At 72.5% G+C, this 23,649-nt stretch carries 28 protein-coding genes; 16 read left to right on the top strand and 12 right to left on the bottom strand.

The genetic code is table 11. The features are described 5' to 3' along the window. Positions 1 to 28: 28 nt before the first annotated feature. From Pdca_RS18925 to Pdca_RS18870, 12 genes are all read left to right on the top strand, one after another. Positions 29 to 1,216, top strand: a complete 1,188-nt coding sequence (locus Pdca_RS18925) for a GAF domain-containing sensor histidine kinase (protein ID WP_085912768.1) — start codon at positions 29 to 31, stop codon at positions 1,214 to 1,216. Between the two features lie 99 nt (positions 1,217 to 1,315). Beyond that, entirely contained in the window at positions 1,316 to 2,650 is a 1,335-nt protein-coding gene (locus Pdca_RS18920) for an MmgE/PrpD family protein (RefSeq protein ID WP_085912769.1), read from the top strand. Continuing rightward, complete coding sequence (locus tag Pdca_RS18915; protein ID WP_085912770.1) at positions 2,647 to 3,156, top strand: MaoC family dehydratase; 510 nt, start codon at positions 2,647 to 2,649, stop codon at positions 3,154 to 3,156. The genes Pdca_RS18920 and Pdca_RS18915 overlap by 4 nt, the downstream gene beginning before the upstream one ends. Next, positions 3,153 to 4,340: an acyl-CoA dehydrogenase family protein gene (locus Pdca_RS18910; protein ID WP_085912771.1), complete on the top strand. Its 1,188-nt coding sequence runs from the start codon at positions 3,153 to 3,155 to the stop codon at positions 4,338 to 4,340. The genes Pdca_RS18915 and Pdca_RS18910 overlap by 4 nt, the downstream gene beginning before the upstream one ends. Next, on the top strand, positions 4,337 to 4,840 hold the full coding sequence (locus tag Pdca_RS18905; protein ID WP_085912772.1) for a MaoC family dehydratase: 504 nt from the start codon (positions 4,337 to 4,339) through the stop codon (positions 4,838 to 4,840). Before Pdca_RS18910 ends, Pdca_RS18905 begins: the two co-directional genes overlap by 4 nt. An 11-nt stretch (positions 4,841 to 4,851) precedes the next feature. Further along, entirely contained in the window at positions 4,852 to 5,844 is a 993-nt protein-coding gene (locus tag Pdca_RS18900; RefSeq protein ID WP_232021048.1) for an HpcH/HpaI aldolase/citrate lyase family protein, read from the top strand. Beyond that, positions 5,841 to 6,758, top strand: a complete 918-nt coding sequence (locus Pdca_RS18895; protein WP_158092143.1) for an alpha/beta hydrolase — start codon at positions 5,841 to 5,843, stop codon at positions 6,756 to 6,758. The genes Pdca_RS18900 and Pdca_RS18895 overlap by 4 nt, the downstream gene beginning before the upstream one ends. 13 nt (positions 6,759 to 6,771) lie before the next feature. Next, the gene (locus Pdca_RS18890) at positions 6,772 to 7,440 is read left to right on the top strand and encodes a response regulator (protein WP_085912775.1); all 669 of its coding nucleotides are present in this window, start codon (positions 6,772 to 6,774) and stop codon (positions 7,438 to 7,440) included. Between the two features lie 82 nt (positions 7,441 to 7,522). Further along, positions 7,523 to 7,897 (top strand): response regulator, encoded by a 375-nt coding sequence (locus tag Pdca_RS18885; protein WP_085912776.1) that lies wholly within the window; start codon positions 7,523 to 7,525, stop codon positions 7,895 to 7,897. Positions 7,898 to 7,931: 34 nt separating this feature from the next. Next, positions 7,932 to 9,494: a class I adenylate-forming enzyme family protein gene (locus Pdca_RS18880; protein ID WP_085912777.1), complete on the top strand. Its 1,563-nt coding sequence runs from the start codon at positions 7,932 to 7,934 to the stop codon at positions 9,492 to 9,494. Further along, complete coding sequence (locus tag Pdca_RS18875; RefSeq protein ID WP_085912778.1) at positions 9,491 to 10,297, top strand: SDR family NAD(P)-dependent oxidoreductase; 807 nt, start codon at positions 9,491 to 9,493, stop codon at positions 10,295 to 10,297. The genes Pdca_RS18880 and Pdca_RS18875 overlap by 4 nt, the downstream gene beginning before the upstream one ends. A gap of 25 nt (positions 10,298 to 10,322) precedes the next feature. Continuing rightward, positions 10,323 to 11,072: an SDR family NAD(P)-dependent oxidoreductase gene (locus Pdca_RS18870; protein WP_085912779.1), complete on the top strand. Its 750-nt coding sequence runs from the start codon at positions 10,323 to 10,325 to the stop codon at positions 11,070 to 11,072. 102 nt (positions 11,073 to 11,174) lie between these two features. Here Pdca_RS18870 and Pdca_RS18865 read toward each other — a convergent pair whose 3' ends face one another. The 5 genes from Pdca_RS18865 to Pdca_RS18845 all read right to left on the bottom strand — a co-directional run bounded on the left by Pdca_RS18865 (position 11,175) and on the right by Pdca_RS18845 (position 13,215). Next, positions 11,175 to 11,570: a nuclear transport factor 2 family protein gene (locus Pdca_RS18865; RefSeq protein WP_197719767.1), complete on the bottom strand. Its 396-nt coding sequence runs from the start codon at positions 11,568 to 11,570 to the stop codon at positions 11,175 to 11,177. Beyond that, complete coding sequence (locus Pdca_RS18860) at positions 11,567 to 11,884, bottom strand: MoaF-related domain-containing protein (protein WP_085912780.1); 318 nt, start codon at positions 11,882 to 11,884, stop codon at positions 11,567 to 11,569. Before Pdca_RS18860 ends, Pdca_RS18865 begins: the two co-directional genes overlap by 4 nt. Then, on the bottom strand, positions 11,881 to 12,066 hold the full coding sequence (locus Pdca_RS18855) for a hypothetical protein (protein WP_085912781.1): 186 nt from the start codon (positions 12,064 to 12,066) through the stop codon (positions 11,881 to 11,883). The genes Pdca_RS18860 and Pdca_RS18855 overlap by 4 nt, the downstream gene beginning before the upstream one ends. Positions 12,067 to 12,218: 152 nt before the next feature. Then, on the bottom strand, positions 12,219 to 12,656 hold the full coding sequence (locus Pdca_RS18850) for an SRPBCC domain-containing protein (protein ID WP_085912782.1): 438 nt from the start codon (positions 12,654 to 12,656) through the stop codon (positions 12,219 to 12,221). Between the two features lie 283 nt (positions 12,657 to 12,939). After that, on the bottom strand, positions 12,940 to 13,215 hold the full coding sequence (locus Pdca_RS18845; protein WP_085912783.1) for a hypothetical protein: 276 nt from the start codon (positions 13,213 to 13,215) through the stop codon (positions 12,940 to 12,942). Positions 13,216 to 13,449: 234 nt separating this feature from the next. Between Pdca_RS18845 and Pdca_RS18840 the strand changes: the two genes are divergently transcribed. The 3 genes from Pdca_RS18840 (at position 13,450) to Pdca_RS18830 (ending at position 16,370) form a co-directional block, all read left to right on the top strand. Further along, positions 13,450 to 14,697, top strand: coding sequence for a sensor histidine kinase (locus Pdca_RS18840; RefSeq protein WP_085912784.1), 1,248 nt, complete (start codon positions 13,450 to 13,452; stop codon positions 14,695 to 14,697). Further along, a complete protein-coding gene (locus tag Pdca_RS18835; RefSeq protein WP_085912785.1) occupies positions 14,694 to 15,371 on the top strand; it encodes a response regulator in 678 nt (225 codons plus the stop codon). Before Pdca_RS18840 ends, Pdca_RS18835 begins: the two co-directional genes overlap by 4 nt. Positions 15,372 to 15,461: 90 nt before the next feature. Beyond that, positions 15,462 to 16,370: a CPBP family intramembrane glutamic endopeptidase gene (locus Pdca_RS18830; protein ID WP_085912786.1), complete on the top strand. Its 909-nt coding sequence runs from the start codon at positions 15,462 to 15,464 to the stop codon at positions 16,368 to 16,370. 124 nt (positions 16,371 to 16,494) lie between these two features. Here the strand turns inward: Pdca_RS18830 and Pdca_RS18825 are convergent, their stop codons facing one another. From Pdca_RS18825 to Pdca_RS18810, 4 genes are all read right to left on the bottom strand, one after another. Next, the gene (locus Pdca_RS18825; protein ID WP_085912787.1) at positions 16,495 to 17,040 is read right to left on the bottom strand and encodes a methylated-DNA--[protein]-cysteine S-methyltransferase; all 546 of its coding nucleotides are present in this window, start codon (positions 17,038 to 17,040) and stop codon (positions 16,495 to 16,497) included. A gap of 141 nt (positions 17,041 to 17,181) precedes the next feature. After that, the gene (locus tag Pdca_RS18820; protein ID WP_085912788.1) at positions 17,182 to 18,063 is read right to left on the bottom strand and encodes a methylated-DNA--[protein]-cysteine S-methyltransferase; all 882 of its coding nucleotides are present in this window, start codon (positions 18,061 to 18,063) and stop codon (positions 17,182 to 17,184) included. After that, the gene (locus Pdca_RS18815; protein ID WP_125911468.1) at positions 18,063 to 18,701 is read right to left on the bottom strand and encodes an RNA polymerase sigma factor; all 639 of its coding nucleotides are present in this window, start codon (positions 18,699 to 18,701) and stop codon (positions 18,063 to 18,065) included. The genes Pdca_RS18820 and Pdca_RS18815 overlap by 1 nt, the downstream gene beginning before the upstream one ends. 109 nt (positions 18,702 to 18,810) lie before the next feature. After that, positions 18,811 to 19,545, bottom strand: coding sequence for a 2OG-Fe(II) oxygenase (locus Pdca_RS18810; protein WP_085912789.1), 735 nt, complete (start codon positions 19,543 to 19,545; stop codon positions 18,811 to 18,813). A gap of 187 nt (positions 19,546 to 19,732) precedes the next feature. Between Pdca_RS18810 and Pdca_RS18805 the strand changes: the two genes are divergently transcribed. Further along, the gene (locus Pdca_RS18805; protein WP_085912790.1) at positions 19,733 to 20,356 is read left to right on the top strand and encodes an NAD(P)H-dependent oxidoreductase; all 624 of its coding nucleotides are present in this window, start codon (positions 19,733 to 19,735) and stop codon (positions 20,354 to 20,356) included. Here the strand turns inward: Pdca_RS18805 and Pdca_RS18800 are convergent, their stop codons facing one another. Genes Pdca_RS18800 through Pdca_RS18790 form a run of 3 tightly spaced genes read right to left on the bottom strand, consistent with a single transcriptional unit; the run spans position 20,357 to position 23,588 of the window. After that, on the bottom strand, positions 20,357 to 21,595 hold the full coding sequence (locus Pdca_RS18800; RefSeq protein ID WP_085912791.1) for a cytochrome P450: 1,239 nt from the start codon (positions 21,593 to 21,595) through the stop codon (positions 20,357 to 20,359). A 38-nt stretch (positions 21,596 to 21,633) separates the two neighbouring features. Further along, entirely contained in the window at positions 21,634 to 22,716 is a 1,083-nt protein-coding gene (locus tag Pdca_RS18795) for an ABC transporter substrate-binding protein (RefSeq protein ID WP_158092144.1), read from the bottom strand. Positions 22,717 to 22,748: 32 nt separating this feature from the next. Then, complete coding sequence (locus tag Pdca_RS18790; protein WP_085912793.1) at positions 22,749 to 23,588, bottom strand: mycofactocin-coupled SDR family oxidoreductase; 840 nt, start codon at positions 23,586 to 23,588, stop codon at positions 22,749 to 22,751. Positions 23,589 to 23,649: the final 61 nt, after the last annotated feature.

Here is a 23,649-nt window from a genome sequence, read left to right as displayed (position 1 = left end):
GGTCCACCGACCCCCGGAGCGGGCCACGATGACGTCGCACACGGCCGACCAGGGCCGCCGAACGGCCGCGTTCGCCGAGGCGGCTTCGGTGATCGCCCGCGAGTCCGACCTGTCGACCGTCCTGGACCTGCTGGCCTCCGAGGTCCGCGCGGTCACCGGGCTCCCGACCTGCGCGATCATCCTCGTCGACCCGGTCGACGAGTCACTGCGCCACGTCGGCCGCTCCGGGCTCCCCGCCGACTATCCGGCGCGCGTCGAAGAGGCCCGCCGCAACGGAGCCCCGATGGCGACGCTGGACGCCTACCGGGCCCGGCGGACCGTGATCGCCGCCGGGTCGAAGGCCCGGGTCCTCGGTGATCCGCGCTGGGCGCCCACCCAGAACATCGTGGCCGACAACGACTGGGACACCTTCATCGCCGTCCCGCTGATCGTGCGGGGAACCGCGATCGGGGTGATGACCGGCTTCAGCCCCGACCGCAGCGGTCCGACGCCGGAGGACGTGCAGTTCCTCGAGGTCATGGCCGATCATGCGGCGATCGCGGTGGACAACGCGCGGATGTCGGCCCAGCTCCAGCTCCGGGCCGCGGAGGGCGAGCGGCAACGGCTGGCCCGGGACCTGCACGATTCGGTGAACCAGGCGCTGTTCTCCCTCACCCTGCAGGCCCGTGGATTGCAACTGCGTCTCGACCGCACCGACGAGCCGGTCGACCGGGAGGCACTGGTCTCCGGCCTGGCGGAGCTCCGCGAGCTGGCCCAGGAGGCACTGGGGGAGATGCGTTCGCTGATCGAGCAGCGACGCCCCCGGGAACTGCGCGAGCGCGGACTGCTCTGCGCTCTCGACGCGCTGGCCGAATCGTGCGCCCGCACGACCGGCGTGTCGGTCGAGCTGTTCGCCCCCGAGGTCCTGCACCTGGATCCGGCCGTCGAGGAGGACCTCTTCCGGCTGGTCCAGGAGGGTCTGAACAACGTCGCCAAGCACGCCAGGGCGCGGACGGCCGTGGTCGAGGTGTCCGCCGCGGGTGCCGATCTCGTCGTCGAGGTGATCGACGACGGCGTCGGGCTGGGGGAGCCCTCGGGGGTCCGGGCGCACTTCGGCATGCAGACCATGCGGGAGCGCGCCACCCGGCACGGCGCCACACTGACGTTCGAACCGGGCCCCGACGGCGTCGGGACCCGGGTCCGTGTCCGGGTACCCGCGGCACTCGGCGGGGACTGACGCGAGCCGCGACATTCGTCCCGGTCCGCCGCGACCGCAGGCGCTCGTTCCCGCCCGGACCCTCACGTTGACTGACCGGGACAGAGGGGAGCGTCGTCGATGATCGCCGACACGGCAGGACGGATGGGCGACCCGCCCACGGTGCGCCTGCTCGCTGCCGAGGCGGCGGGCCTGCGGTTCGCCGACCTGCCACGCGACGCCGTGACGATCGTCGGGCTGTGCCTGCTGGACACGCTCGGCGTGGCACTGGCGGGGCGGGACGAGCCGGTGGTCCGGTTGATCCGTGAGGAGTTCGCCGGGGCCGGTGACGCCGCGTTGTGGGGCGGCGGGCGCACCGACCCGCAGACGGCCGCACTGGTCAACGGGTCCGCAGCGCACGTCCTCGACTTCGACGACTACGCCCCCGGATCCGGGCTGCACCCCTCGGCACCGCTGGTGCCCGCGCTCTGGTCCGCCGCCGCGGTGGCCGGGCGCGAGGTCACCGGCCGGGATCTGGTCACCGCCTACGTCGCCGGGTACGAGACGCAGGAGCGGTTGGGTCTGGTGCTCTGGCCATCGCACTACGACCGGGGTTTCCACACCACCGGGACCGCGGGCACCATCGGTGCCGCAGCGGCCGCGGCACATCTGCTCGGAGCGGACGAGGAGACGACGGCGGCCGCGCTCGGCCTCGCCGCGACCGACGCCGCCGGGGTCAAGGCGATGTTCGGGTCGATGGGCAAGGCCTACCACGCGGGCCGGGCCGCCGAGGCCGGGCTGCGGGCCGCCCGGCTGGCGGTGCGTGGCATGACCGTCGGCCGGGACGCACTCTTCGGTGACCAGGGCTTCGTCGCGGCGTCCTCCTCGGCCTCGGACCTCGGAGCCGCGCTGACACCGTTCGGCGAGCCGTGGCACGTCCTCGACGTGCTGCCCAAGCTCTATCCCTCCTGCTTCGGCACGCACGCCGCGATCCGGTGCGCGCTGGAGCTGCACCCGGCGCTGGACCCGGCCGGGGTCCGGGAGGTCACGCTGACGGTGCCGCCCGTGCTGCGCGACGTGTGCGCGATCGCCGCGCCCGCCACCGGGCTGGAGGGTAAGTTCAGCCTCGCCCACACCACCGCCGTCGCCCTGCTGGACGGCCGGATCACGCCGTCGTCGTTCACCGACGAACGGGTGCGGGCGACCGGCGGGCTCGGTGCTCGTGTCCGCCTCGAGTACGACGACCGGATCGCGCGGACCTCGACCGTGCTGCGGATCGTGCTCGACGACGGTCGCGTGCTCAGCGCCGAGTCCGATGCCGCCGACCGCCCCTGGAGCCACGCTCCCGAACAGATGCGCCCCCGCATCGAGGAGAAGACCCGCGCGCTCGTGCCGGCGGCGGACCGGCTCATCGCGGCCCTGCGCGACCTCCCCGACGCCCCCGTCCTCCCCGATCTTCCCGAGGTGAGCCCATGAGCAGCAGTACCGGCGAGCGGACGGATCCCGTCCTCGCCGACTTCCCGATCCGTCAGCGCGGTGCGTACCTGGAGAAGTTCGAGCCGGGGGAGACGTTCGCCCACCACTGGGGGCGCACGCTCTCCGCCGCGGACAACTCCGTGTTCAGCACCGCCCTGTGCAACTGGAACCCGATGCACCTCGACGCCGACTACGCCCGCGCGCACGGCCACACCGACGTCGTCGTCAACCCGATGCTCGTGCTGTGCACCGTGATCGGACTGTCGGTCGAGGATCTCAGCGAGAGCGGCGGACCCTTCCTCGGTATCGAGGAGTGCGCGTTCCCGATGCCGGTCCATCCCGGCGACACCCTCACCGCCACGTCCGAGGTCCTCGCGGTGCGCGGCTCCCGTAGCCGCCCCGACACCGGGATCGTCACGTGGCGCACGACCGGCCGCAACCAGCGGGGAGAGACCGTGTGCAGCTACGTCCGGAGCAATCTCGTCGCGAAGCGAGGCCCCCGGTGAGCGCGCTCGCGGGCCCCACGCTGCCGGCGCCCTGGTCCACACCGGAGCGGACCGCGCTGCAGGTCGAGGCACGCCGGTTCGCGCTCGACCGGCTCAAGCCGGTCGCCGACGAGCTGGATCCGCAGCGCGCGGACATCCCCGCGGACGTCCTCGGTGAGATGGGCCGCCACGGCTGGTTCGGGATCATGATCCCGGCCGAGGACGGTGGTCTGGGCGGCGGTGTGTTCGAGTACTGCCTGGTGTCCGAGGAGCTGGCGCGCGCCTGGCTCAGCGCGGCGAGCATCATCGCCAGGGCCCAGGGGCTCGGCACCGCCGTCGGTGACCCCCAACGCCGCCGGGAACTGTTGGCGCGCAGCGCACGCGGTGCGTGGATCGGGGCGGCCGCCTTCTCCGAGCCGGACGCCGGCTCGGACCTCGGGGGCGTGGCGACCACGGCGGTCCGGGACGGGGAGGACTACCTCGTCTCCGGGCACAAGCGGTGGTGCGGCAACGCGGTGGCTGCGGACTTCATCGTGGTGCTCTGCCGGATCGAGGGCGAGCCCGGACTGCGCACGCTGTTGCTGGAGAAGAAGCCGGGCGAGCTGCCACCGGGTGTCACCGCCACCCCGATCGACAAGATCGGTTACCACGGGATGACGACCTACGATCTCGTGCTCGACCGGGTGCGGGTCCCGGTGTCCGCCCGGGTGGAGGCGTTCGGGATGCCGGTCGCCCGGGGCGAGGGCTTCGCGGCGCTGGAACGCGGACTGAACATGGCCCGGGTGCAGACCGCGGCCCGCGCGGTGGGCGTCGCCCGGGCCGCGGTCGAGGACACCACGGCCTACCTGCAGCAGCGGGTGCAGTTCGGCCGGCCGATCGGGGAGTTCCAGGCGCTGCGTTTCGACCTCGCCACGATGGCCGCCAGGGTCGACCAGGCCCGGGCGTACTACCGGCAGGTCGCGGCGATGATGGACGCGGGCGAGCCCTGTGAGACCGAGGCCGCCATGGTCAAGCTCCTGGCCACCGAGATGGCCGCCGAGGTGACCGCCCAGGCGATCCAGCTGCACGGCGGCAATGGCTACACCACCGAGCACCAGGTGGAGCGCTACTGGCGCGACGCCCGGTTGACCACGATCTTCGAGGGGACGAGTCAGATCCAGCAGCTCATCATCAGCGACCGGATGCTCGGGCGGGTGCGGTCGTGAGCGCCGGGGACGTGCGGGGGCCGCTGGCCCGGCGGACGGGGGAGGGTACCTGGTTCGAGGACTTCCACCCCGGCGACCGCTGGCGGCACGCCCGGGGCGCCACGATCGACGAGGTCGAGAACCAGCTCCTCACCAAGATGGTCATGAACACCGCCCAGGAACACTGGAACGAGCACAGCATGGCCGACTCACCGTGGGGCGACAGCCGGATCGTGTTCGGCATGATCACCGGCTCGCTCACGGTCGGATTGACCAGCCAGGACACCGCGGAGAACGCACTCGCCGAGCTCGGACTCACCGGTATGCGATTCCGGGCCCCGGTGTTCCACGGTGACACGATCTACGCCTACACCGAGGTCCTCGCCGCTGATCCGGCCGATCGCGAGGACGCCGGAACCGTCCGGTTCCACCACTGGGGCGCCACCGCCGACGACCGGATCGTCTTCGAGTGCGAGCGCTCCGTCCTGATCAAACGCCGCAGCCACTGGTTCTCCCGATGAGAGGTGCCTCCGTGACCCGCCCCCTCCGTGCCCGCCGCTCCGAGCTGTCGGTGCCCGCCACCAGCGAGAAGATGATGGCCAAGGCTGCGGCGGGCGACGCCGACCTGGTCTTCCTCGATCTCGAGGACGCCGTCGCCCCCAACGCCAAGGCCTCCGCCCGCGCCGGCGCGGTCCGGGCCCTGCGCGGCCTGGACTGGGGCACCAAGACCCGTGCCGTGCGGATCAACGGCGTGCACACGCACTGGTGCCTCGACGACGTCGTCGACGTCGTCACCGGGGCGGGGGACGCGCTCGACGTCCTCATCGTGCCGAAGGTCAAGGCACCCCGCGACGTCTGGTTCGTCGACAGCCTGCTCACCCAGCTCGAGAGGAAGCTGGGCCTGGAGGCCGGCCGGATCGGGCTCGAGCTGCTGATCGAGGAGGTCGAGGCGCTGGCCCGGGTGGACGAGATCGCCGCCTGCTGCCCCCGGATCGAGGCCCTGATCCTCGGCGTGGGGGACCTCGCGGCCAGCCACGGCATGCGCGGCGCGCACATCGGCACCAGCACCGCCTACCCGGGCGACATCTGGCACTCCGCCCGCACCAGGATGATTGTCGCCGCGCGGGTGAACGGCCTGGACGCGATCGACGGTCCGTTCGGCGAGTTCCGCGACACCACCGCCTACACCGAGCAGGCCACCTGGGCCGCTGAGCTCGGCGCGGTGGGGAAGTGGGCGATCCACCCGAACCAGATCCGCCCGGCCAACGAGGTCTTCTCGCCCACAGCGGCGGATGTCGAGAAGGCTCGGAAGGTCGTGCACACGATGCGGGCCGCCGAGGAGGCCGGCGAGGGCGCGGTAGCCGTAGACGGGATGATGGTCGACGCGGCCACCGCCCGGATCTTCGAGGTCGTGCTGGAACGAGCGCGGCTGATCGGAGCCCTCCCCGAGGAGCCACAGCCCGACGAGTCGCAGCCGGACGGATCACAGCCGGTCGGGACACAGCCGGTCGGAGTGCTCCCGTGAGCCCCCTGCCCGGGACAAGCCCGGAGTTCCGGGACCTGGTCGACCAGCTCCGGGCGCGCCCCTTCGAAGCCGACACCCGCCCGGTCGCGGACCTGCGGGCGGGCTTCGAGCGGTTCGCCGCCCAGCTCGCCGATCCGCCGGAGGTGCACACCGAGCAGGTCGAGGCCAACGGGGTGCCGGCCGAGTGGGCCCGCCGGCCGGCGGGAACCACCCGTGGTGTGCTGCTCTACCTGCACGGGGGCGGCTTCACGATCGGGTCGGTGCCGGCCTTCCGGGACCTCTCGGCGCGGCTGGCGGTCCGTACCGGCTGCGCGGTCCTGACCGTGGAGTACCGGCGGGCGCCCGAGCACCGCTTCCCGGCCGCGCTCGACGACGCCGTCGCGGCCTACGAGTGGCTGCGGGCCGCGGGCGCGGGCCCGGTCGTCGTGGCGGGGGACTCCGCCGGTGGTGGGCTGGCCCTGTCGACCGCACTCGTCGCGCGCGACCGCGGGCTGGACCCGCCCGACGGACTGGCACTGATCTCGCCGCTGCTCGATCTCGCCCACACCGGCCGGTCGGTGCAGATGAACGCGCCGATCGACCCGATCGTCACCCCCGCCGGCAGTCACGCCTACGCCGAGCGCTACCTCGGAGCCGACGGTGATCCCTACGATCCGCTGGCCTCGCCGCTGTTCGCCGACCTCACCGGGCTACCTCCGACGTACGTGCAGGTGGGGACGACCGAGTGCCTGCTCGACGACGCGCTGCGGGCTGCCCGGCGGCTGCGGGACGCAGGCGTGGACACTGATCTCGACGTCTGGCCGGACATGCTCCACATCATGCCGTTCTTCGCCTCGCGGGTACCGGAGGGGGACGCGGCGCTGCAGGCTGTGGTGAACTTCGTCCGCTCCCGGACGGACGGAGACGCCCGATGACGGGGAGGACCCGGTGACCACGCCGGACCAGGTGCCGATCAGCACGCTGCTCGTGGACGACCACGCGGTCGTCCGGCGTGGGTTGCGCGCATTCCTCGACGCGGTACCCGGGATCGCGGTCGTCGGCGACTTCGGCGACGGACGGGCCGCACTCGAGCACCTGGCCCGGCAGGCGGCCCATCGGCACCCGCTCCCGGACGTCGTCCTGATGGACCTGATGATGCCGAGGCTCGGGGGCATCGACGCGATCGCGGCGGTCCGCGCGGCACACCCGAGTGTCAAAGTCATCGCGCTGACCAGCTACAACGACACCGAGCGGGCACGCGCCGCGTTGGAGGTGGGCGCCTCGGGCTACGTGCTCAAGGACGCCGACTCGGACGAGATCGCCACCGCGATCCGTGCCGCCGCGCGCGACGAGGTGCACCTCGACGCCAAGATCGCGCGTGCGCTGGCCCGATCGATGGGGGCCGGTCGGCCGGTGCACGATCTCACCGCCCGTGAGCGCGAGGTACTCGTGCTCGTCGCGGCAGGAAAGTCCAACCAGGACATCGCGACCACGCTGGTGATCAGCGAACGCACCGCCCGGACACACGTCAGCCACGTCATCGGCAAGCTCGGGCTCGAGTCGCGGGTCCAAGCCGCGCTGTGGGCCATCCGCAACGGGCTGGTGACCGTGGACTGAGGGGGCCGACCGGGACAGATGTCGCAGGTCGTCGCGTCCCGCGTCGCTTCGCCCGTCGTGCCCGGGGCAGTTGGCTGGGGGCATGGCACAACAGGCGGGGAACCTCCTCGTGGCCGACGCGGACCCGCGGGTCCGCCGGGCCCTGCGCACACTGGCGCGGGCGGCGGGCCCGTGGACAGTCGTCGAGGCGGCGGACGCCGAACAGGCGCACCGTGCGGCGCGTCCGACGGCCGCGGTGGTCGAGCCGCTGCTCCCGGCGCTCGCGCAGGGCTGCGCGCTCATCCGGGATCTCACCGGATGCGGGGTCCGGGTGCTGGCCCTCTCGTTGCGTGCCGAGTCCGAGCCCGCGGCGCGCGCGGCGGGCGCCACCGCGTTCCTGACCAAGAGCTGCACCCCCGAACACCTGCTCGAGGGGATCGAACGAATGCTGGCGGTGCCGGTCACGCGCAGAGCGTGACCGGCACCGGGGCACGACGGGGCAAGGAGGCACCGTGCCACTCGACACGACGACCACGGCCGGAGACCGGGTGATCTCCCCGGTGGCACGACGGATCCGGGACCGCGCCGCGGCGCAGCCCGATGCGGTGTGCCTGCGCTGGGAGTTCGACGGCGAACCCGTCGAGCTGACCTACCGACGGACCTGGGTCGGCGTCGAGGCGGCGGCGGAGGGGTTGCGTGGCAGAGGGATCGGGCCCCTGAACAAGGTGGCGGTGCTGAGCCCGAACGATCCACGCGTCGTCGTCGCGACGATCGCGGTTCTCACGGTCGGGGCGGCCTGGCTGCCCGTCAACTCCCGGGAGTCGGTGGACACGATCGCCGGTCTGCTCGAACAGTTCGGATGCGATCTGCTCGTGGTGCACCCGGATCTCCGTGCGGTCGCGACCGAGATCGCCGCCCGGGTGCCCGGGCTGGGCGGGGTCGTCGAGCTGGACCAGCTGAGCTCGGTCCCGGCCGATCGACCGGCTGCACGGGCGGGCGACGAGGCGGACCGCGAGCTGGCGGCGATCTTCCCGACCGGCGGGACCACCGGCCGGCCCAAGGGGGTCGCCTTCACCCACGAGCGGTTGGCGGCGATCGTCGACGCGTACGCGCAGGTCCAGGCCGTGCCCGGAGACGTCTACCTGGCCGCGGCCCCGTTGACCCACGTCGGCGGGCGGATCTGCCTGTCGGTCGTCGCGAGCGGTGGCGCGGTGGTGATCCTGCCGAGTTTCGACGAGACCGCGGTGCTCGCCGCGATCGACCGGCACCGCGTCACCACCCTCACCGTCACCCCCACGATGCTCTACCGGTTGCTGGACGCGCCGCACCGCGACTCCTACGACACCTCGTCGCTGCGCGCACTGGTCTACGGCGGCGCACCCACCGCGCTGAGCCGGATCCGGGAGGCCCTGGCGGTGTTCGGGCCGGTTCTGGAGGGTGGTTACGGGCAGACCGAGTCCCCGATGTTCATCACCCGGTTCCGCGCTGACGAGCATCTCGTCGACGGTGCCGCAGCACCGGACGTGCGGCTGCGCAGCGTCGGCAGGCCGACCGCCGTCAGCGAGGTCCGGATCGTCGATCCCGAGGGCGACGACCTCCCCGCCGGGGAGCCGGGCCGGATCCTGGTCCGCGGTGCGTTCACCATGGCCGGCTACTACCGGGACCCCGCAGCCACGGCGTCACGTACCGAGGCTGACGGTTTCCGCAGCACGGGCGACATCGGTTTCCTCGACGCCGACGGCTTCCTGACCCTGGTCGGCCGGGAGACCGACCTGATCATCACCGGTGGGTTCAACGTGTACCCGGCGGAGGTCGAGACCGTTGTCGCCGCCCAGCCCGGGGTGCGGGAGTGCGCGGTGTTCGGTCTCCCCGACCAGACCTGGGGGGAGGCGGTCGTCGCGGTGGTCAGCGCCGAGGAGGGGGCCGTCGTCGATCCCGGGGCCCTGCGCCGCGCGGTGCGTCCGCTGCTGGGCGGGGTCAAGACCCCCAAGCGGATCGAGGTGGTCGACGAGCTGCCGCGCAACGACAACGGCAAGATCCTCAAGCGAGTCCTGGTCGAGGAGCGGCAGGCATGAGCATCGACCTCACCGGCGTGCGCGCGCTGGTCACCGGCGCAGGCCGCGGCATCGGACGGGCCACCGCGCTGCGGCTGGCGGAGTGCGGCGCCGACGTCGCGGTGCTGGACCGGAACCCGGACTCTCGTGCCGAGGTGTCGGACGACGACGGCGAGCCGACCGCGCAGGTCGTGGCCGCGCTGGGCCGCCGCGGTCTCGGGATCCGGGCCGACCTGACCGACCGGTCCGCCGCCCGTGCCGCGGTCGATCGGGTCGTCGCGGAGTGGGGCGGCCTGGACGTGGTGGTGGCGGTCGCGGGTGGCGCGATCACCCCGTTCGCCCGCAGCGCAGCATCGGAGATCCCGGTCTCCGATGTCCGGACCCTGCTCGAGGTCAACCTGATGACCACGATCCACGTGTGCCAGGCCGCGGTGCCCGCGTTGCGGGCCTCGGCGGCGGCGGGCGGTGCGCCGAGCATCGTCACCACCTCGTCGTTGTCCGCGTCGGGGGTGATGCCGGGCGGGACGTTGTCCGGCTACGCGCTGGCCAAGGCCGCCGTCGTCCACTACACGCGGTCGCTGGCCGAGGAGCTCGGCCCGGAGGGGATCCGGGTCAACGCCGTCGCACCCGGCTACACCATGACCGAACGCGTCCGGGCCGAGTCGGTGCACACCGGATTCGCCGAGAAGGCCGCCGACAGCGCACTGCGCAGGCTGGGTACCCCGGAGGACGTCGCCGACGCCTACGTCTACCTGGTGTCCCCGATGGCCGCATACGTCACGGGACAGATCCTGGCGGTCGACGGGGCCACCCGGTTGACCTGATCCGCTTCGTCCGAGGAGGAAATGTATGCAGCGCAACGAGATCGACCTGTCCGGTCGGGTCGCGGTGGTGACCGGCGGCGCGAGCGGGATCGGGCTCGCGGTGACCCGTCGGTTCCTGGGGTCCGCAGCGCAGGTCGCCGTGTGGGACGTCGGCGACGTGCCCTCCGACCTGCCCGGCGAGGTACTGCGGGACCGGGTCGACGTCACCGATCTGGCGGCGGTCGAGGCCGCGACGGCCCGGGTGGTGGACCGGCTCGGCGGCGTCGACATCCTGGTCAACGCGGCCGGCATCGCCGACGGTACGTGGGTGGTGCAGGACTACCCGCCCGAGACCTGGCACCGTGAACTGGCCGTCAACCTCACCGGTGTCTTCCACACCTGCCGCACCGCGATTCCGCACATGCTCGCGGGTGGCTACGGCCGGATCGTGAACGTGTCGTCGATGGCGGCGAAAGACGGCAGCCCGAACCAGGCCGGCTACGTCGCGTCGAAGGCAGGGGTCCTCGCGCTGACCCGGACCATCGCACGTGAGGTCGCGGAGGCGAACATCGCCGTGAACGCGGTGACCCCGACGCTGTTCGACACCCCGCTGTTCCGGGACTGGGAGTCCCGTACTCCGCCGGAGGTGTCACAGTGGGCGGCGTCCAGGGTCCCGATGAAGCGGATCGGGCGTCCCGACGAGGCAGCGGCGATGATCGCCTGGATGGCGTCCGAGGAGTGTTCCTTCACCACCGGGATGACGTTCGACCTGTCCGGGGGCCGTGCCGTCTGGTGAGCGCCGGAACGGACGTCACGCCCGGCACGCCGACCGACGGCAGGAGCTGTCCCGTGCTTGCGACCGGGCGCCGACAACCTTGCGGGTCACCGGCCTCGCGGGTCACACCATGGCGTTCCCGCTGGCCGTCGACCCGGGCTCGGTGAGGTCCTGCACGACGTCCCAGTGCTCGACGATGCGGCCGTTCTCCAGCCGGAAGATGTCGACGATCACCACCGGACCGGGCCCCCACCCGTGCACGAGGCTGTGCGTGAACACGAGGTCGCCCTGGGCCGCGGTGCGCTGCGGCTCCCACGAGAACCCCTCCAGGCCGGGCACCACGGCCCGCAACGTGCCGAGGCCGTCGGGCATCTGCGGGCTGTGCTGCACGTACGGCTCGGCCCAGTAGCGGTCCAGCGCGGTGAGGTCCTTGTCGACGAAGAGCTCGCGCATCGCGGTGACCACGATCTCGGTGTTGCGCCTGGCCCGATCGTTCTCGGTGACGGTGTCGTCGGTCATGGTCGTGCCTCCGTGATGGTTCCGACGAGGTTGTACAGGATGCCGTCGACGGTGACGTTGGAGTACACCGTCGCGTTGGCGAAGTCCTCCACGTGCGTCACCGTGGCGCCGCTCGCTTCGGTCCACGAGTTCAGGTAGACGCCGTCGCGGATCCTCCTCAGGTCCAGCGTGACGGTCTCGGCGTGGCCGTCCGGCGCGAGCCCGCCGCCTTCCTGCACGACGAAGCTGCCCTGGGACGGCGAGTCGAAGGTGAACCGCACCTTCAGCGGGCTCAGATCGAAGTAGTAGGTCCGGCCGACCAGTTGCTCGGTCACGCGACCCCGGCCTCCTCGCGGACCGAGCCGAGGAACGGGTTCGGCGCCGCGTCGGCCTCCTCGGCGTGCGTCCGGAGCAGACCGGGCGGGGCACCCTCGGCGACGGACAGTCCCGAGCCCTGGTTCTCGTGGTCCGGCTGGATCGGGGGGCTGTTCTCGCGTCCGACGGGGAGATATCCCATGGGCTCGTCCTTCATGAGGAACACAGACACCGCGGTCCCTCGATGGCGGAGGGCGTGGCCGGGCTCTGTGGGGCTGATCGGGTGCCCGGAACGTACGGATGTCGTCGGTCGATCCGCATCGGTCGTCGTATCGGTCGGACGACCGCCCCGCACTACGCCGGTCGCGACTCCGCTCGCGCGGCGAGGGCCGTGTTCATCTCGGCGAAGCCCGCCTCGGCCGAACGCAGCATGCCGCGCAGAAGCGGTACGAGCAGTCCGGAGAAGCGCTCGGACTGGGTGAACCGGGTCGTGCCGGGGGAGAGCGGTTCGAGCTCGAACGAGTGCGCGCCGTCGACGATGCCGGGGAGCAGCAGACGGCCGAGCCAGCGAAGGCGCCGCTCGGGTTCCACCGTGGTCACGGTGGGGCGGAAGCTGTTCGGGCGTCCACCGGGAGGAACGATGGTGACGGCGAGCCGCGAACCCGTGATCAGATCCCCCTCGACCTTGGTCATGAAGGGGTTCCACTCCGGATAGGAGCCGGTGTCGGTGAAGACCGCCCACACACGATCCGCGGGTGCGTCGATGTCGATCGAGTGGCTGAGGGTGAGCACGGTGGTCCTCTCGCTCGGTGCATGCAGACGTGACGACGCTCATCCACCGGCAGCCCGGCGGATGAGCGGGTGAGGTCGTCCGGCGTCCCGACGACGGCGGGGGCGGCGGCCGTGCGCCCAGTGGACACCGTGCCGTAGCGGCATGGTCAATCGCCGGGAGGCCGCCTCCTCGGTTCCACGGCGCAATCGACCGGGGTGCGGATCTGCGACGGGCGCGGCGGCACCCGGCCGGCGCCGAGCCACCCGGCGGTGCGGCGCGGCGGTGCGGTGTGACGGCACGGTGTCACGTGGTGGCGCGGGAGGATCGCCGATGGTCCCGGATCAGCAGCGCACCGATCCCGATGACGAGCACCCCGAACGCGGCGGCGACGGCGGCGGGCAGCGGCGAGAGTGAGAGCCCGGCGTTCGCCACCAGGGCGATGACGAGCAGCGTCCAGAGCAGCGGTCGCGGCAGCGGGCGGGCGCCGGCGATCGGCACACCGGTGCTGCCTGTGCTGCCGGTGCTGTTGGTGACGTCGGTGGCTCCGGTGGTGTCGGGGCCTGCGTTCTCGTTGGTCACGTCCGTGTCCTCTCGGTGATCGGGCGGCCCGGCCGGCCGCGTGCTCCAGCCTGGCTCGGCAGGCGCTCGGCGGAGTCACCCGGAGGGACGCAGCCGGGCACCTCCGTCTTTCGATGCAGATCCGGCCCGGGCGGCTCTCGGCGCGGGCGGCGTACCGGATGATGAGCCGGGTCCCGGCGACGGCCGGGTGCTCGACCGGTGATCAGCGATCGTCCCGATGGGGGAGGCTTGCCCGTGTCCACCGCAGAACAGGCGCCGCTGCGGGTCGTGGGGGCCGTCGTGTGCGGGCTCGTCGCGACGGCCCTGCTGCTCGTTCTGCCGGTCGTCGCCGGCGCCGACGCGGGCCTCGATCCGGTGCCGCACCCCGGCGGGACCGGATGGTGGGTGGTCGCGGCTGTGCTGGTGGCCCAGGCGGTGACCCTGATGTGGGTGAGCCGGGCGCCAGCGGCGGTACTGATCGGGGTGACCGCGCTGCCGCTGCTCCTCGCATGGGCGGCGCCGGGTGGGGCCTACAGCCTGACCGCGGTCGTGCAGTTGGTCGCGGTGTTCCTCGCGGTCCTCGCCGCACGCCCGCTGCGACGACTGTGGGGGGTCCTGGCCGGTACCGGGCTGCTGCTGGCGACGGGTCAGTTCGGCAACGAGATCGGTGCGGGAGCCGAGGCCGGACCGGCTGCCGCGGGCGCGGTGTTCCAGGCACTCGTCGTCGTCGGGCTGCCGCTGCTGTTCGGGCTCGTCGTCGCGGCCCGGCGGGACGCGTCCGAGTCGCGTCGCAACGAGGTGCAGGCGCTGCGCCGCGAGCAGGACGCGTTGCTGGCCGCGGCGATGTCCCGGCAGCGCACGGCGCTCTCCCGGGAGCTGCACGACATCGCCGCCCATCACATGTCCGGCATCGCGATCATGGCCGCGGCGATCGACCGGCAGATCGACTCCGACACCGCAACGGCGAGACGGTCGGCGCGTCAGATCCGGGAGCACAGCCGCGCCGTCCTCGACGACCTGCGCCGGCTGGTCGGTCTGCTCCGCGAGGAGCCCGATGCCGACCGGCCGCCGGCGACCATCGAGGCGGTGGCCGCACTCGTCGAGACCCGGCGGGCGGCGGGCACCGAGGTCGATCTCGTCGTGTCCGACGAGGACGTCGATGCCGGACCGCTCGCGCAGCTGGTCGCCCACCGGATGGTGCAGGAGTCACTGGCGAACGCCGCGGTGCATGCGCCCGGAGCCCGCTGCACGGTCGAGATCGGTGCACCGCAGGACGGATGGCTCACGATCGCCGTGCGCAACGGGGTACCCACCGGACCCGATCCGGGCCCCGGCGGTGGGTTCGGGCTCCTCGGCATGGCGGAGCGGGCGCAGCTCGTCGGTGCCGACCTCACCCACGGGCCCACGACGGACGGCGGTTGGGAGGTCCGCCTACGGCTCCCGCTCGGCGAGACGGTCGGTACGGTGAACCCGACCGCGCCGTCCTCGGAGGCCCCTGCATGATCCGTGTCCTCATCGCCGACGATCAGCCGCTGGTGCGTGCCGGTCTGGCGTCGCTGATGGGGGCCGAACCCGACATCGACGTGGTCGGTGTCGCCGCCGACGGGACCAGTGCGCTCGAGATGGCCCGCGACCTGGTGCCCGACGTCGCCTGCCTCGACATCCGGATGCCGGGCCGTAGCGGCATCGATGTCGCCCGCGAGCTGTGCGCGCCGGGGACCGAGATCCCGGTGCTCGTCCTGACGACCTTCGATCTCGACGACTACGTGTTCGGGGCGCTGGAGGCCGGCGCGTCCGGTTTCCTCCTCAAGGACTCCGACCCCGACGACATCATCCGTGCGGTCCGCCAGGTCGCCGCCGGGCAGGGGACGATCGACCAGACCCTCACCCGCCGTATCCTGCGCGAGTTCGTGCACCGTCGGAGCCTGCAGCCGGTGACCGGCCGGCGGGCCGAGGAGCTGCTCACCCCGCGCGAGCACGAGATCCTGCTGTTGCTCGCCCAGGGAATGTCCAACGACGACATCGCCCGCACACTCGTGGTCGAGCAGTCGACGGTGAAGTCGCACCTGGCGCGGATGCTGCCGAAACTGGGGGTGACCTCCCGGCTGCAAGCGGTCGTCTGGGCCTACCAGAACCGTGTCGTCGATGTCCCCGGCGTCCGGGGCGCAGCGGGCTGACGAGGGGCGCCCTGCATCCTTCGATGCAGCTGCGCAGCTTCCATCGCCGGTGGCTCGTTCCGGGCCGGTGACCGGCCGAGGCTTCTCGGCATGGTCATTTCGACAGACAACCCGTCCAGGTCGCGGGGTGCGACCGGGCTCGCGGGGGCGATCCGGCGCAGCCCGTTGCTGAGCTTCTTCCTGCTCGCCAACCTCATGAGCTGGGTGGCGTGGACCCCCTACATCCTCTCCGAGAACGGGCTCGGTGTCTGGATCTACCGATTCCCCGACGTCCTGGGAACCAGCCAGATCCTCGGGGTGCTGCCCGGCGCGTATCTCGGTCCCATCGCCTCGGCGTTCCTGGTGACGGCGATCGCCGACGGCCGGCCCGGTCTGCGGCGCTGGATCGGGCGGATGTGGCGGTGGCGGGTCCGCCGGCACTGGTACGCGCTCACCCTGCTCGGGGTGCCGGTCGCGATGCTGGTGACCGGGTTCGTGTTCTCCGGCGGCCGGATCGTCATGCCGTCGCTGCTGGTGGTCGCGGTCTACGTGCCCGCCCTGCTGATCCAGATGATCACGACCGGGCTCGCCGAGGAGCCCGGCTGGCGCGACTTCGCGCTGCCCCGCCTGCAGCGCCGGTTCGGGCCGCTGGCCGGGACGATGGTGCTCGGTCCGCTGTGGGCGTTGTGGCACATGCCGCTGTTCGTCACCGACTGGGGCGGCTGGCCCGACGCGGACTGGACCCGGCCCGCCGCCTTCGTGCTGTTCTGCCTGACCTTCAACATCGTGATGACCTGGGTCTTCAACCGCACCGGTGAGAGCCTGCCGCTGGCGATGCTGCTGCACGTCAGTGTCAACAACTTCGCCTCGGTGGTGTGGTCGGAGATGTTCCCCGCGCTGGATGCGAACAGGTCGATGCAGGCCATGGCCGCCGGGAGCCTCGTCGTCGCGGTCGTGGTCCTGGTCGGTACCCGCGGTCGGCTCGGGTACGACCACCGGAACCCGGCGGCCCCGGTGTGACGACGGGGCCGCCGTGCGGTGCTGTGCGGTGCTGTGCAGAGCGGTGCTGTGCAGCGCGGTGCTGTGCTGTGCCGTGCAGAGCAGTGCCGTGCAGAGCGGTGCGGCGCGGTGCGTGGTGGAGGGATCAGCCCGCGAGACCGCTGAGATCGTCGGCGTCGAGCGGGAACTGGCCGCGCTCCAGGGCGAGCAGCGCCTTCTTGACCGGCAATCCACCGGCGTAGCCGGTGAGCGCCCCGCCGGCGGACACGATCCGGTGGCACGGGATCACCAGGAGAACCGGGTTGCGCGCGCAGGCCGCACCGGCGCGGCGGGGGCCGTCCTCGGTCAGGCCTGCTGCACGCGCGAGCTCCCCGTAGCTGCGGGTGTGCCCGTAGCCGATCGCGCACAGCTCGTCGAGGACCCGGCGGTGCTCCGGCTCGACCCCGGACAGGTCGACTGGCACCGTGAACGTGGTGCGGCGCCCGAGCAGGTACTCGCCGAGCTCGGCGACGGCCTGCTCGAGCAGCGCGTGCTCGGCGCCGGCGGGCTCGGGCCGCGGGTCGTGCGCGGCGGGGGCGGTCCGGCCCAGGCGCAGGCGGGTCAGACCCTGCGGGGAGGCCGAGAGGGTGATCGGGCCCAGGGTCGTGTGCTGGACGACGGTCGGGCGGGCGGTGGTGGCTGCGATCGACATGACGGGCGTGGTCCTCTCCGTGGGCGGCGGTCGGTGTCCGGGTGGTGGACGCGGATCGGGCCGTCGCGGGTGGTCACGATGCAGAACCCGGACCGCTCCGCCGGGTTGCAGCCGCACGGCCGGTGCCGGGCACGGCCGCCGTCAGGCGGCGGCCGGGCGGCAGGTGCGGCACGGCCGGTAGCCGGCGCGGCGGGCGTCGTCGAGGGTGCCGAAGCCGTGCCGGTGCGCCCGGGTGATCCGGCGGGCGTCGCGGCAGGTCGGAAAGCAGACGATCCCGGTGGTGTCGCTGGCCAGGAAGTGCACGCCCGCACGGGCCAGCGCCGCCAGCTCGGCGAGATCGGCGCCCTCCGCGGCGAGCAGCTCGGACTTGCGGTCCGGGCCGAACATGTAGCCACCGAGCGCCCCGTCGGAGCGGACGACCCGGTGGCAGGGCACGAGCAGCGGCAACGGATTGCAGGCCAGCACCGTGCCCACCGCGCGGACCGCGGTCGGGTGCCCGGCCTCCCGGGCGACCCAGGCATACGGGCGGACCTGCCCGGCCGGGATCCGCCGGGTCGCGGCGAGCACCGCCCGCTCGAACGGGCTGCCGGCGGCGAGATCCAGTTCCGGCCGGGCCGCGGCGGTGCCGCGCAGCGACGGGCCGACGCCCGCGGGCAGCCGCCGGGCCGGACGCAGCGGCCGGGCGAACCGGCTGCGGTACTCGGCGGCGAACGCGCCGTCGTCGGTGCCTGCGGCCGGTCGCAGGAACTGCGCGCCGTCGCCGGTGAACGCCACCCGGACGTCGCCGAGCCGGCTGGGGGCGCTCAACCACCGGGCGAACACCCGGTCGTCGAGCTCGGCCGGGGCAATGGTCCCGAGCCCGGACAGCGCGGCGAGCAGCGGATCGGGCTCGGTGGCTGCCCGTTCCGCGCCGGGATCGGCGGTGTCGCCGGGCCCGGCGGAGCGGGCGACGACGACGGCGCTCTGTCCGCCGTCGTGGACCGGCCGGCCGTTGCGGCGGGCCGGGAACGAGATCGTCGTCATCAGGTCCTCCTTTCGAGGGGACGCGGTCGTGGCGCCGCGGGTGCGGCCAGGACGGTGCGCAAAGCGGTGAGACCGCGCGAGACGTGCGACTTCGCGGTGCCCTCGGCGCAGCCGAGCACCTGCGCGACCTCGGAGGTCGGCAGCCCGTGCACGTGCCGGAGCACGACCGCGGTGCGCTGCGCCTCGGACAGCTCTCCGAGGGCGGTGCCGAGCGCGCGTTGCAGCTCTCCGCGCTCGGCCTGCTCGGCTGGGTCCGGCTCGATACTTCGATCCTCGGGCAGCGCCGCGTCGAACGGGTCGTGCCGTGGCGGGGGCGCCGGTCGACGGGCCGCGTCCCGGGCCCGGTTGCGTGCCGTGTTGCGCAGGATCACGAGCAGCCACGGGCGCACCCGCAGCCCCCGGATCCGCTCCGTCGAGTACCCGCAGAGCGCCCGGTAGGCGCGCAGCAGGGCGTCGGCGGCGAGGTCCTCGGCGTCGGCCGGGGTGCGGACGAAGCTGCGGGCCACCGAGAACAGCAGATCCCGATGGGCGTCGACCAGCTCGCCGAATCCGGCGTCGAGATCGGCCGCGAGGGCGCAGGCGACGGCGTCCGTGCCGTCGTCGTGCCCGGCGCCCGGGCCGATGTCGTCGTCGGTCATGGCGTGCAGAACACCACCGGGACGTGTCCGGTTGCAGCGATCTGCCGGTGGTAGTCGCAGCCGAGCGTGCCGTCGTCGGGCCCGCCGGGCCGCGGCGTCGTGCCGGGCGTCATCGTGCGTTGTGGAAGATGATGCCGAGCACGGTCCGGTTCCCGCTGTGCACGGCGCTGACCCCGTGCCGCATCTGGACCCGGTGCTCGCCCCGGGTACCGCGGCACGGCCGGTTGCGCACCGGGAAGATCACGGCCTGGCCCTGCCCCGGTCGCAGCACCATCGGTCGGGACTGCCGGCGCGGCCGTTGCTCGACGAACACGCTCTCGCCGCCGGTGAAGTCGACGTCCGGGCGGGACAGCATCACCAGGAACTGCAGCGGGAACGTCAGGTCGCCGTAGACGTCCTGGTGCAGGCAGTTGTAGCCGGAGGGGCCGTAACGGAGCACCAGCGGCGTCGGTTTCGTCTGCCCCCGCGCGGCACAGGCGTCCAGCAGGCTCTCCAGCGTCTCCGGCCAGCCGTCCTCACCGAGCCGGCGGGCCCAGTCGTTCGCGATCCGGGCCAGTGGCGGGTACAGCTCGGTGCGCAGGGTCTGTACCAGCTCGGGCAGCGGATCGGCGAAGTACCGGTAGCTGCCCTCGCCGAACGAGTGGCGGGCCATCCGGACGGTGGAGCGGAACCGGTCGTCCTCGTCGAACATCGCGGTGATCTCGTCGCACTGCACCGGTTCCAGCAGGGGCGGGGTCATGGCCGCGCCGTCGGCGTTCAGTGCCGCCGCCAGCCGGGACCAGTCGAGCGCGTGCAGATGCGGGCCCGCCGGGGCGGCTCCGGCATCGGCCGGGGTGGTGGTCATCTCCCTGCCTCCGTGTCGGTGAGGTGCGTTCGACGGTCCGGACCCCACCGTGGCTGATCCGGTTGCAGCCGGCCCGCCGGACCGGACGTGGCGTCCGATATCCGCCGGCCCGTCTCGGACGATCGGACAGGCGGTCCGGAGTCCGGGCCATGGCCGCGCCCGGACCCGGGCCGCGACGATCGACCGCATGAGCACAGAAGAGGCGGAGCAGCAGCGCACCCTCGTGGTGGTCGCCCATCCCGATCCCGGGTCGCTGACCCGGTCGGTCGCCCGCGCGGTCGCCGGGTCGCTGGAAGGGGCTGGTGCGGCCGTCGAGGTGGCGGACCTGGCGGGTGAGCGGTTCGATCCCGCGTTCACCATCGAGGACGTCCGCCACTACCACGGTGCCGCTCCGGCCCCGGCCGATGTCGTCGCCGAGCAGCAGCGGATCGACCGCGCGGACCGGGTGGTCCTGGTGTTCCCGGTGTACTGGTGGTCGATGCCGGCGCTGTTGAAGGGCTGGATCGACCGGGTGTACGTCAACGGCTGGGCGTTCGACCACTCGGTGGACGCCGGGATCACGCCCCGGCTGACCGGTACGTCCGTCCACCTGGTCGCCATCGCCGGGGGCGACGCCGACGGGTACCGGCGGCACGGTTACACCGAGGCACTGCGGGTGCAGATCGAGAGCGGGATCTTCGGGTTCTGCGGCGCGACCGTCGGGCCGGTGAACATGATCTTCGAGTCGGAGGCGACGACGGCGGCCACGTTCGCGGCGGAGGTCGAGTCGCTCGCCGGGGTCGTATCGGGGCCGGCCGTCGCCGCCGTCTGATCAGTGGAAGCGCAACGGCAGAGCGAGGAACCCGTTGTGCAGCACGGACGGATTGCGGACCGGCTCGCCGGCGACCTCCCAGCCCGAGAAGCGTTCCAGCAGCTCCTCGAGGAGGATCTGCGTCTCGAGCCGGGCCAGCGAGGAACCGGGGCACATGTGCGTACCGGCGCCGAAGGCCATCGACCGGTTCCGGGTCGAGCGCCGCACGTCGAACGTGTGCGGATCCGGGAAGACCGACGCGTCGTGGTTCGCCGCGGCGTAGAGCAGGTGCACGTACTGTCCGGCTCCGATCTCGACATCGTGGAGCACCGTGCCCGCGGTCGCGCGTCGGCTGTGCGCGATCACCGGGCTCATCCACCGCAGTGACTCGTGTACCGCTCCGGCGATCAACGAGGGCTCCTGGCACACCTGCTCCAGTTCGGCCGGGTGCCGGGCCAGGGCCCATGCCGTGCAGGACATCAGGTTGCGGGTCGTCTCGTTCCCGGCGACCAGCACTGCCATCGCCATCGCGAGCACGTTGAGGTCGGAGATCGCCTCCTGATCGAGCGAGGCGTCCACCAGCACCGAGAGGAGATCGGGGGTGCCGGTCGGACGGGTGCGCCGCTCGGCCAGCGCCTCGTACACGTAGTCGCGCAGCGGGACCAGCCCGGGCCGCACGGCGTCCAGCTCGGCCGATCCGCCGACCGGCGCTCCCATTTTCACCATCTCGTCGGTCCACTGCCGGATCGTCGCGATGTCGACGTCGTCGAGACCGAGGACCATCGCCACCACCCGGATCGGGAGCGGGACCGCCACCGACTCCAGGAAGTCGATCTCCCGGCCGGGCTCGATGGCGGAGACGATCTCCCTGGCGAAGGCGCGGATCCGCGGTTCGAGCCCGGCGATCACCGCGGGTGCGAACGCCGGCTGGATGACCCGCCGGAGCTCGTGATGGCGCGGTGGGTCGGTCGTGACGATGAGCTCGCTGTCCGGGGGGAAGAAGTCGACCGCGGTGTTGCGGCCGAACTTCGCGTCGTTGAGCATGATCCCGTCGGCGGTCGAGAACACGTTCGCCCGGCGCGAGACGTCCTGCACGTCGGCGTGCCTGCTGACGGCGAAGGCGTTGACCCGGGGGAGCCAGAGGACCGGCGCCTCCTCGTGCATGCGCTGGTAGACGGGGCCCGGATCGGCGAGGAAGAACGCGGGATCGTCGAGCCGGACGACGTCCTGCAGGTCCGGTCCCCGGTGTGTCTGCGGCACGGTGCACTCCTCGGTCAGGTCGGTCAGGTCGGACGGGATCAGGAGCTGCTCGGCCGGGGGATCCCGAGCCGGGAGTACGCGGCGTCGACGAGGCTGTTGTCGATGTAGCTCTGCGCACCCGGTCCTGCGATGTCCTCTGCCGAGAACTCATCACGTGTGGTGTCTCGCAGCGCATCCGGCTCGGTCGATCCGTCCGTCGGGAGGAAGGCGGGTTGCATGAGCTCCCACTCGGCGGCGAAGGCTTCCGGGTCCGGGTGCGCCTCCTGGAATTCCGGTGGCATGAGGCCGTGCACGACGCTCGCGTCGGTCTCCGCACGCACCCTGTCGAGGCCGGCGATCGTCGCGTCGACCAGATCCTGGGCCAGTTCCGGGTAGGTCTCCCGGAACTCCCGGCCCATCACGAGCCCGTTCCCGAGGATCCGTCCGGTCGCGGCCTCCGAGCTCGGCAGGTCGTTGGAGTTGTGGATCAGGTAGCCGTGGCCGTCCCGGATGCTCGTCGCGGCGCTCGCGACGTCCATGACGGCTGCGTCCACCCGTCCGCTCTGCAGCGCCGGGACCAGTGCGGTGATCGACCCGACCGCGATCCCGTTCTGGTCGGCCCAGTTCATGCCCCGGTCCTCGACGGTCGCGACCAGGGTCAGATGGCTCGCCCCGCCTTCCTGGGTGTACCCGAAGGTACCTCCGTCGTAGGCCCGCAGGTCGGTTCCGCGGTCCGCCTCGTGCGCCGCGGCCCCGATCAGGGCGGTACCGGGACCGATGAAGAAGTTCGAGACGTAGCTGATCGGCTGGTCCTGGACGGCGCCGCGCAGGCCCTGGGCGAAGTTGCAGATGCAGACGTCCGCGCCGCCGCCGACGACGGCGGTCAGGGCGTCCCCGCCGCGGCCGAACGAGGAGTAGGCGATCTCGGTGGCGTACCGCTCCTCGATCGCGGCGAGTTCGGGTGCGCCGGCCCAGAACGGGGCGTAGGCGGTGATGTAGTTGCCGACCACGGAGACGGTGACGCGGTCGGGCGCCGCGGGTCCGTCACCGGTGTCGGCCGGCGCGGCTGCACCGCAGCCGACCGCCATGGCGAGCGCGACCGAGCACACTGCCAGCCGCGAGAATCGACTCTTCTGGTTCACCATCACGTCCTTGTGATCGTCGTCGGAGAGGTTCAGAACTTGATCGAGAGACCCAGATCGATCGGCAGCGTGACGCCGGTGATGTAGCGGGATTCCTCCGACAGCAGGAACGCGACGGCCGATGTGACGTCCTGCACCTCGATCCACGGCTCACCGAGCGGATGCATCGCGGCCATCACGGGCCGGGCGTCGTCGACGGTGGGGGAGTCGAGATCGGGGCGGAAGATCCGGAAGAGGCGTTCGTTGTGCAGGAATTCGGTCGGGACGCTGGTCGGGCAGACACAGTTGGCGCGGATCCGGTGCGGTGCGAGATCGGCGGCCATACACCGCATCAGGCCGATCAGACCGGTCTTCGCCGCGGTGTAGGCGCCGAGGTTCGGCGCGGCCTTCAGCGCCGCGGCGGAGCTCGTGAGGACGATGGATCCGCCGCGCCCACCGTCGAGCATCGAGGGCACGGCAGCGGAGGCGGTGTTCCAGGCACCGGTCAGGTTCACGTCGATGCAGTCCTGCCAGGAGTCCTGTGGAATCTCCCAGAAGGGGAAGCTCTCGATCCCGATCCCGGCGTTCACGACGACCGAGGTGAGGTTCCCCAGCCGCTTCACCCCGTGCTCGACGACGTCGGTGACCGCGGCACGGTCCCGGGCGTCGGCCCGGGCGGCGTGGATCTGCCCGCCCGCCTGCTCCACCAGCGCGACCGTCTCGTCGAGATCGTCCTGGGTGGCCTGGCCGAACGGAACCGTCGGGTACTCCTGGAGCGCGTCGAAACCGATGATCGAGGCTCCTGCCTCGGCCAGCCGCAGCGCATGCGCGCGGCCCTGGCCACGGGCCACCCCGCTGATGAGGGCGACCTGCTGGTGTGTGGCTCGTGTCATGGTCGGTGGCCTTCCCCTCGGGGTGGACAGCGGAGCGGTACCCGGCAGCGGCCGGGCGGAC

Origin of the sequence: Pseudonocardia autotrophica (genome assembly GCF_003945385.1) — a bacterium.
GTDB classification, from domain to species: Bacteria; Actinomycetota; Actinomycetes; order Mycobacteriales; family Pseudonocardiaceae; genus Pseudonocardia; species Pseudonocardia autotrophica.
This window is presented reverse-complemented; position numbering and strand designations above follow the sequence as displayed.

Bases quoted from the DNA above. Each gene is read 5' to 3' on its own strand.
- Pdca_RS18925 (WP_085912768.1), top strand. From the start codon at position 29: ATGACGTCGCACACGGCCGACCAGGGCCGCCGAACGGCCGCGTTCGCC.
- Pdca_RS18920 (WP_085912769.1), top strand. From the start codon at position 1,316: ATGATCGCCGACACGGCAGGACGGATGGGCGACCCGCCCACGGTGCGC.
- Pdca_RS18915 (WP_085912770.1), top strand. From the start codon at position 2,647: ATGAGCAGCAGTACCGGCGAGCGGACGGATCCCGTCCTCGCCGACTTC.
- Pdca_RS18885 (WP_085912776.1), top strand. From the start codon at position 7,523: ATGGCACAACAGGCGGGGAACCTCCTCGTGGCCGACGCGGACCCGCGG.
- Pdca_RS18875 (WP_085912778.1), top strand. From the start codon at position 9,491: ATGAGCATCGACCTCACCGGCGTGCGCGCGCTGGTCACCGGCGCAGGC.
- Pdca_RS18870 (WP_085912779.1), top strand. From the start codon at position 10,323: ATGCAGCGCAACGAGATCGACCTGTCCGGTCGGGTCGCGGTGGTGACC.
- Pdca_RS18865 (WP_197719767.1), bottom strand. From the start codon at position 11,570: ATGACCGACGACACCGTCACCGAGAACGATCGGGCCAGGCGCAACACC.
- Pdca_RS18855 (WP_085912781.1), bottom strand. From the start codon at position 12,066: ATGGGATATCTCCCCGTCGGACGCGAGAACAGCCCCCCGATCCAGCCG.
- Pdca_RS18835 (WP_085912785.1), top strand. From the start codon at position 14,694: ATGATCCGTGTCCTCATCGCCGACGATCAGCCGCTGGTGCGTGCCGGT.
- Pdca_RS18830 (WP_085912786.1), top strand. From the start codon at position 15,462: ATGGTCATTTCGACAGACAACCCGTCCAGGTCGCGGGGTGCGACCGGG.
- Pdca_RS18825 (WP_085912787.1), bottom strand. From the start codon at position 17,040: ATGTCGATCGCAGCCACCACCGCCCGCCCGACCGTCGTCCAGCACACG.
- Pdca_RS18820 (WP_085912788.1), bottom strand. From the start codon at position 18,063: ATGACGACGATCTCGTTCCCGGCCCGCCGCAACGGCCGGCCGGTCCAC.
- Pdca_RS18815 (WP_125911468.1), bottom strand. From the start codon at position 18,701: ATGACCGACGACGACATCGGCCCGGGCGCCGGGCACGACGACGGCACG.
- Pdca_RS18810 (WP_085912789.1), bottom strand. From the start codon at position 19,545: ATGACCACCACCCCGGCCGATGCCGGAGCCGCCCCGGCGGGCCCGCAT.
- Pdca_RS18805 (WP_085912790.1), top strand. From the start codon at position 19,733: ATGAGCACAGAAGAGGCGGAGCAGCAGCGCACCCTCGTGGTGGTCGCC.
- Pdca_RS18790 (WP_085912793.1), bottom strand. From the start codon at position 23,588: ATGACACGAGCCACACACCAGCAGGTCGCCCTCATCAGCGGGGTGGCC.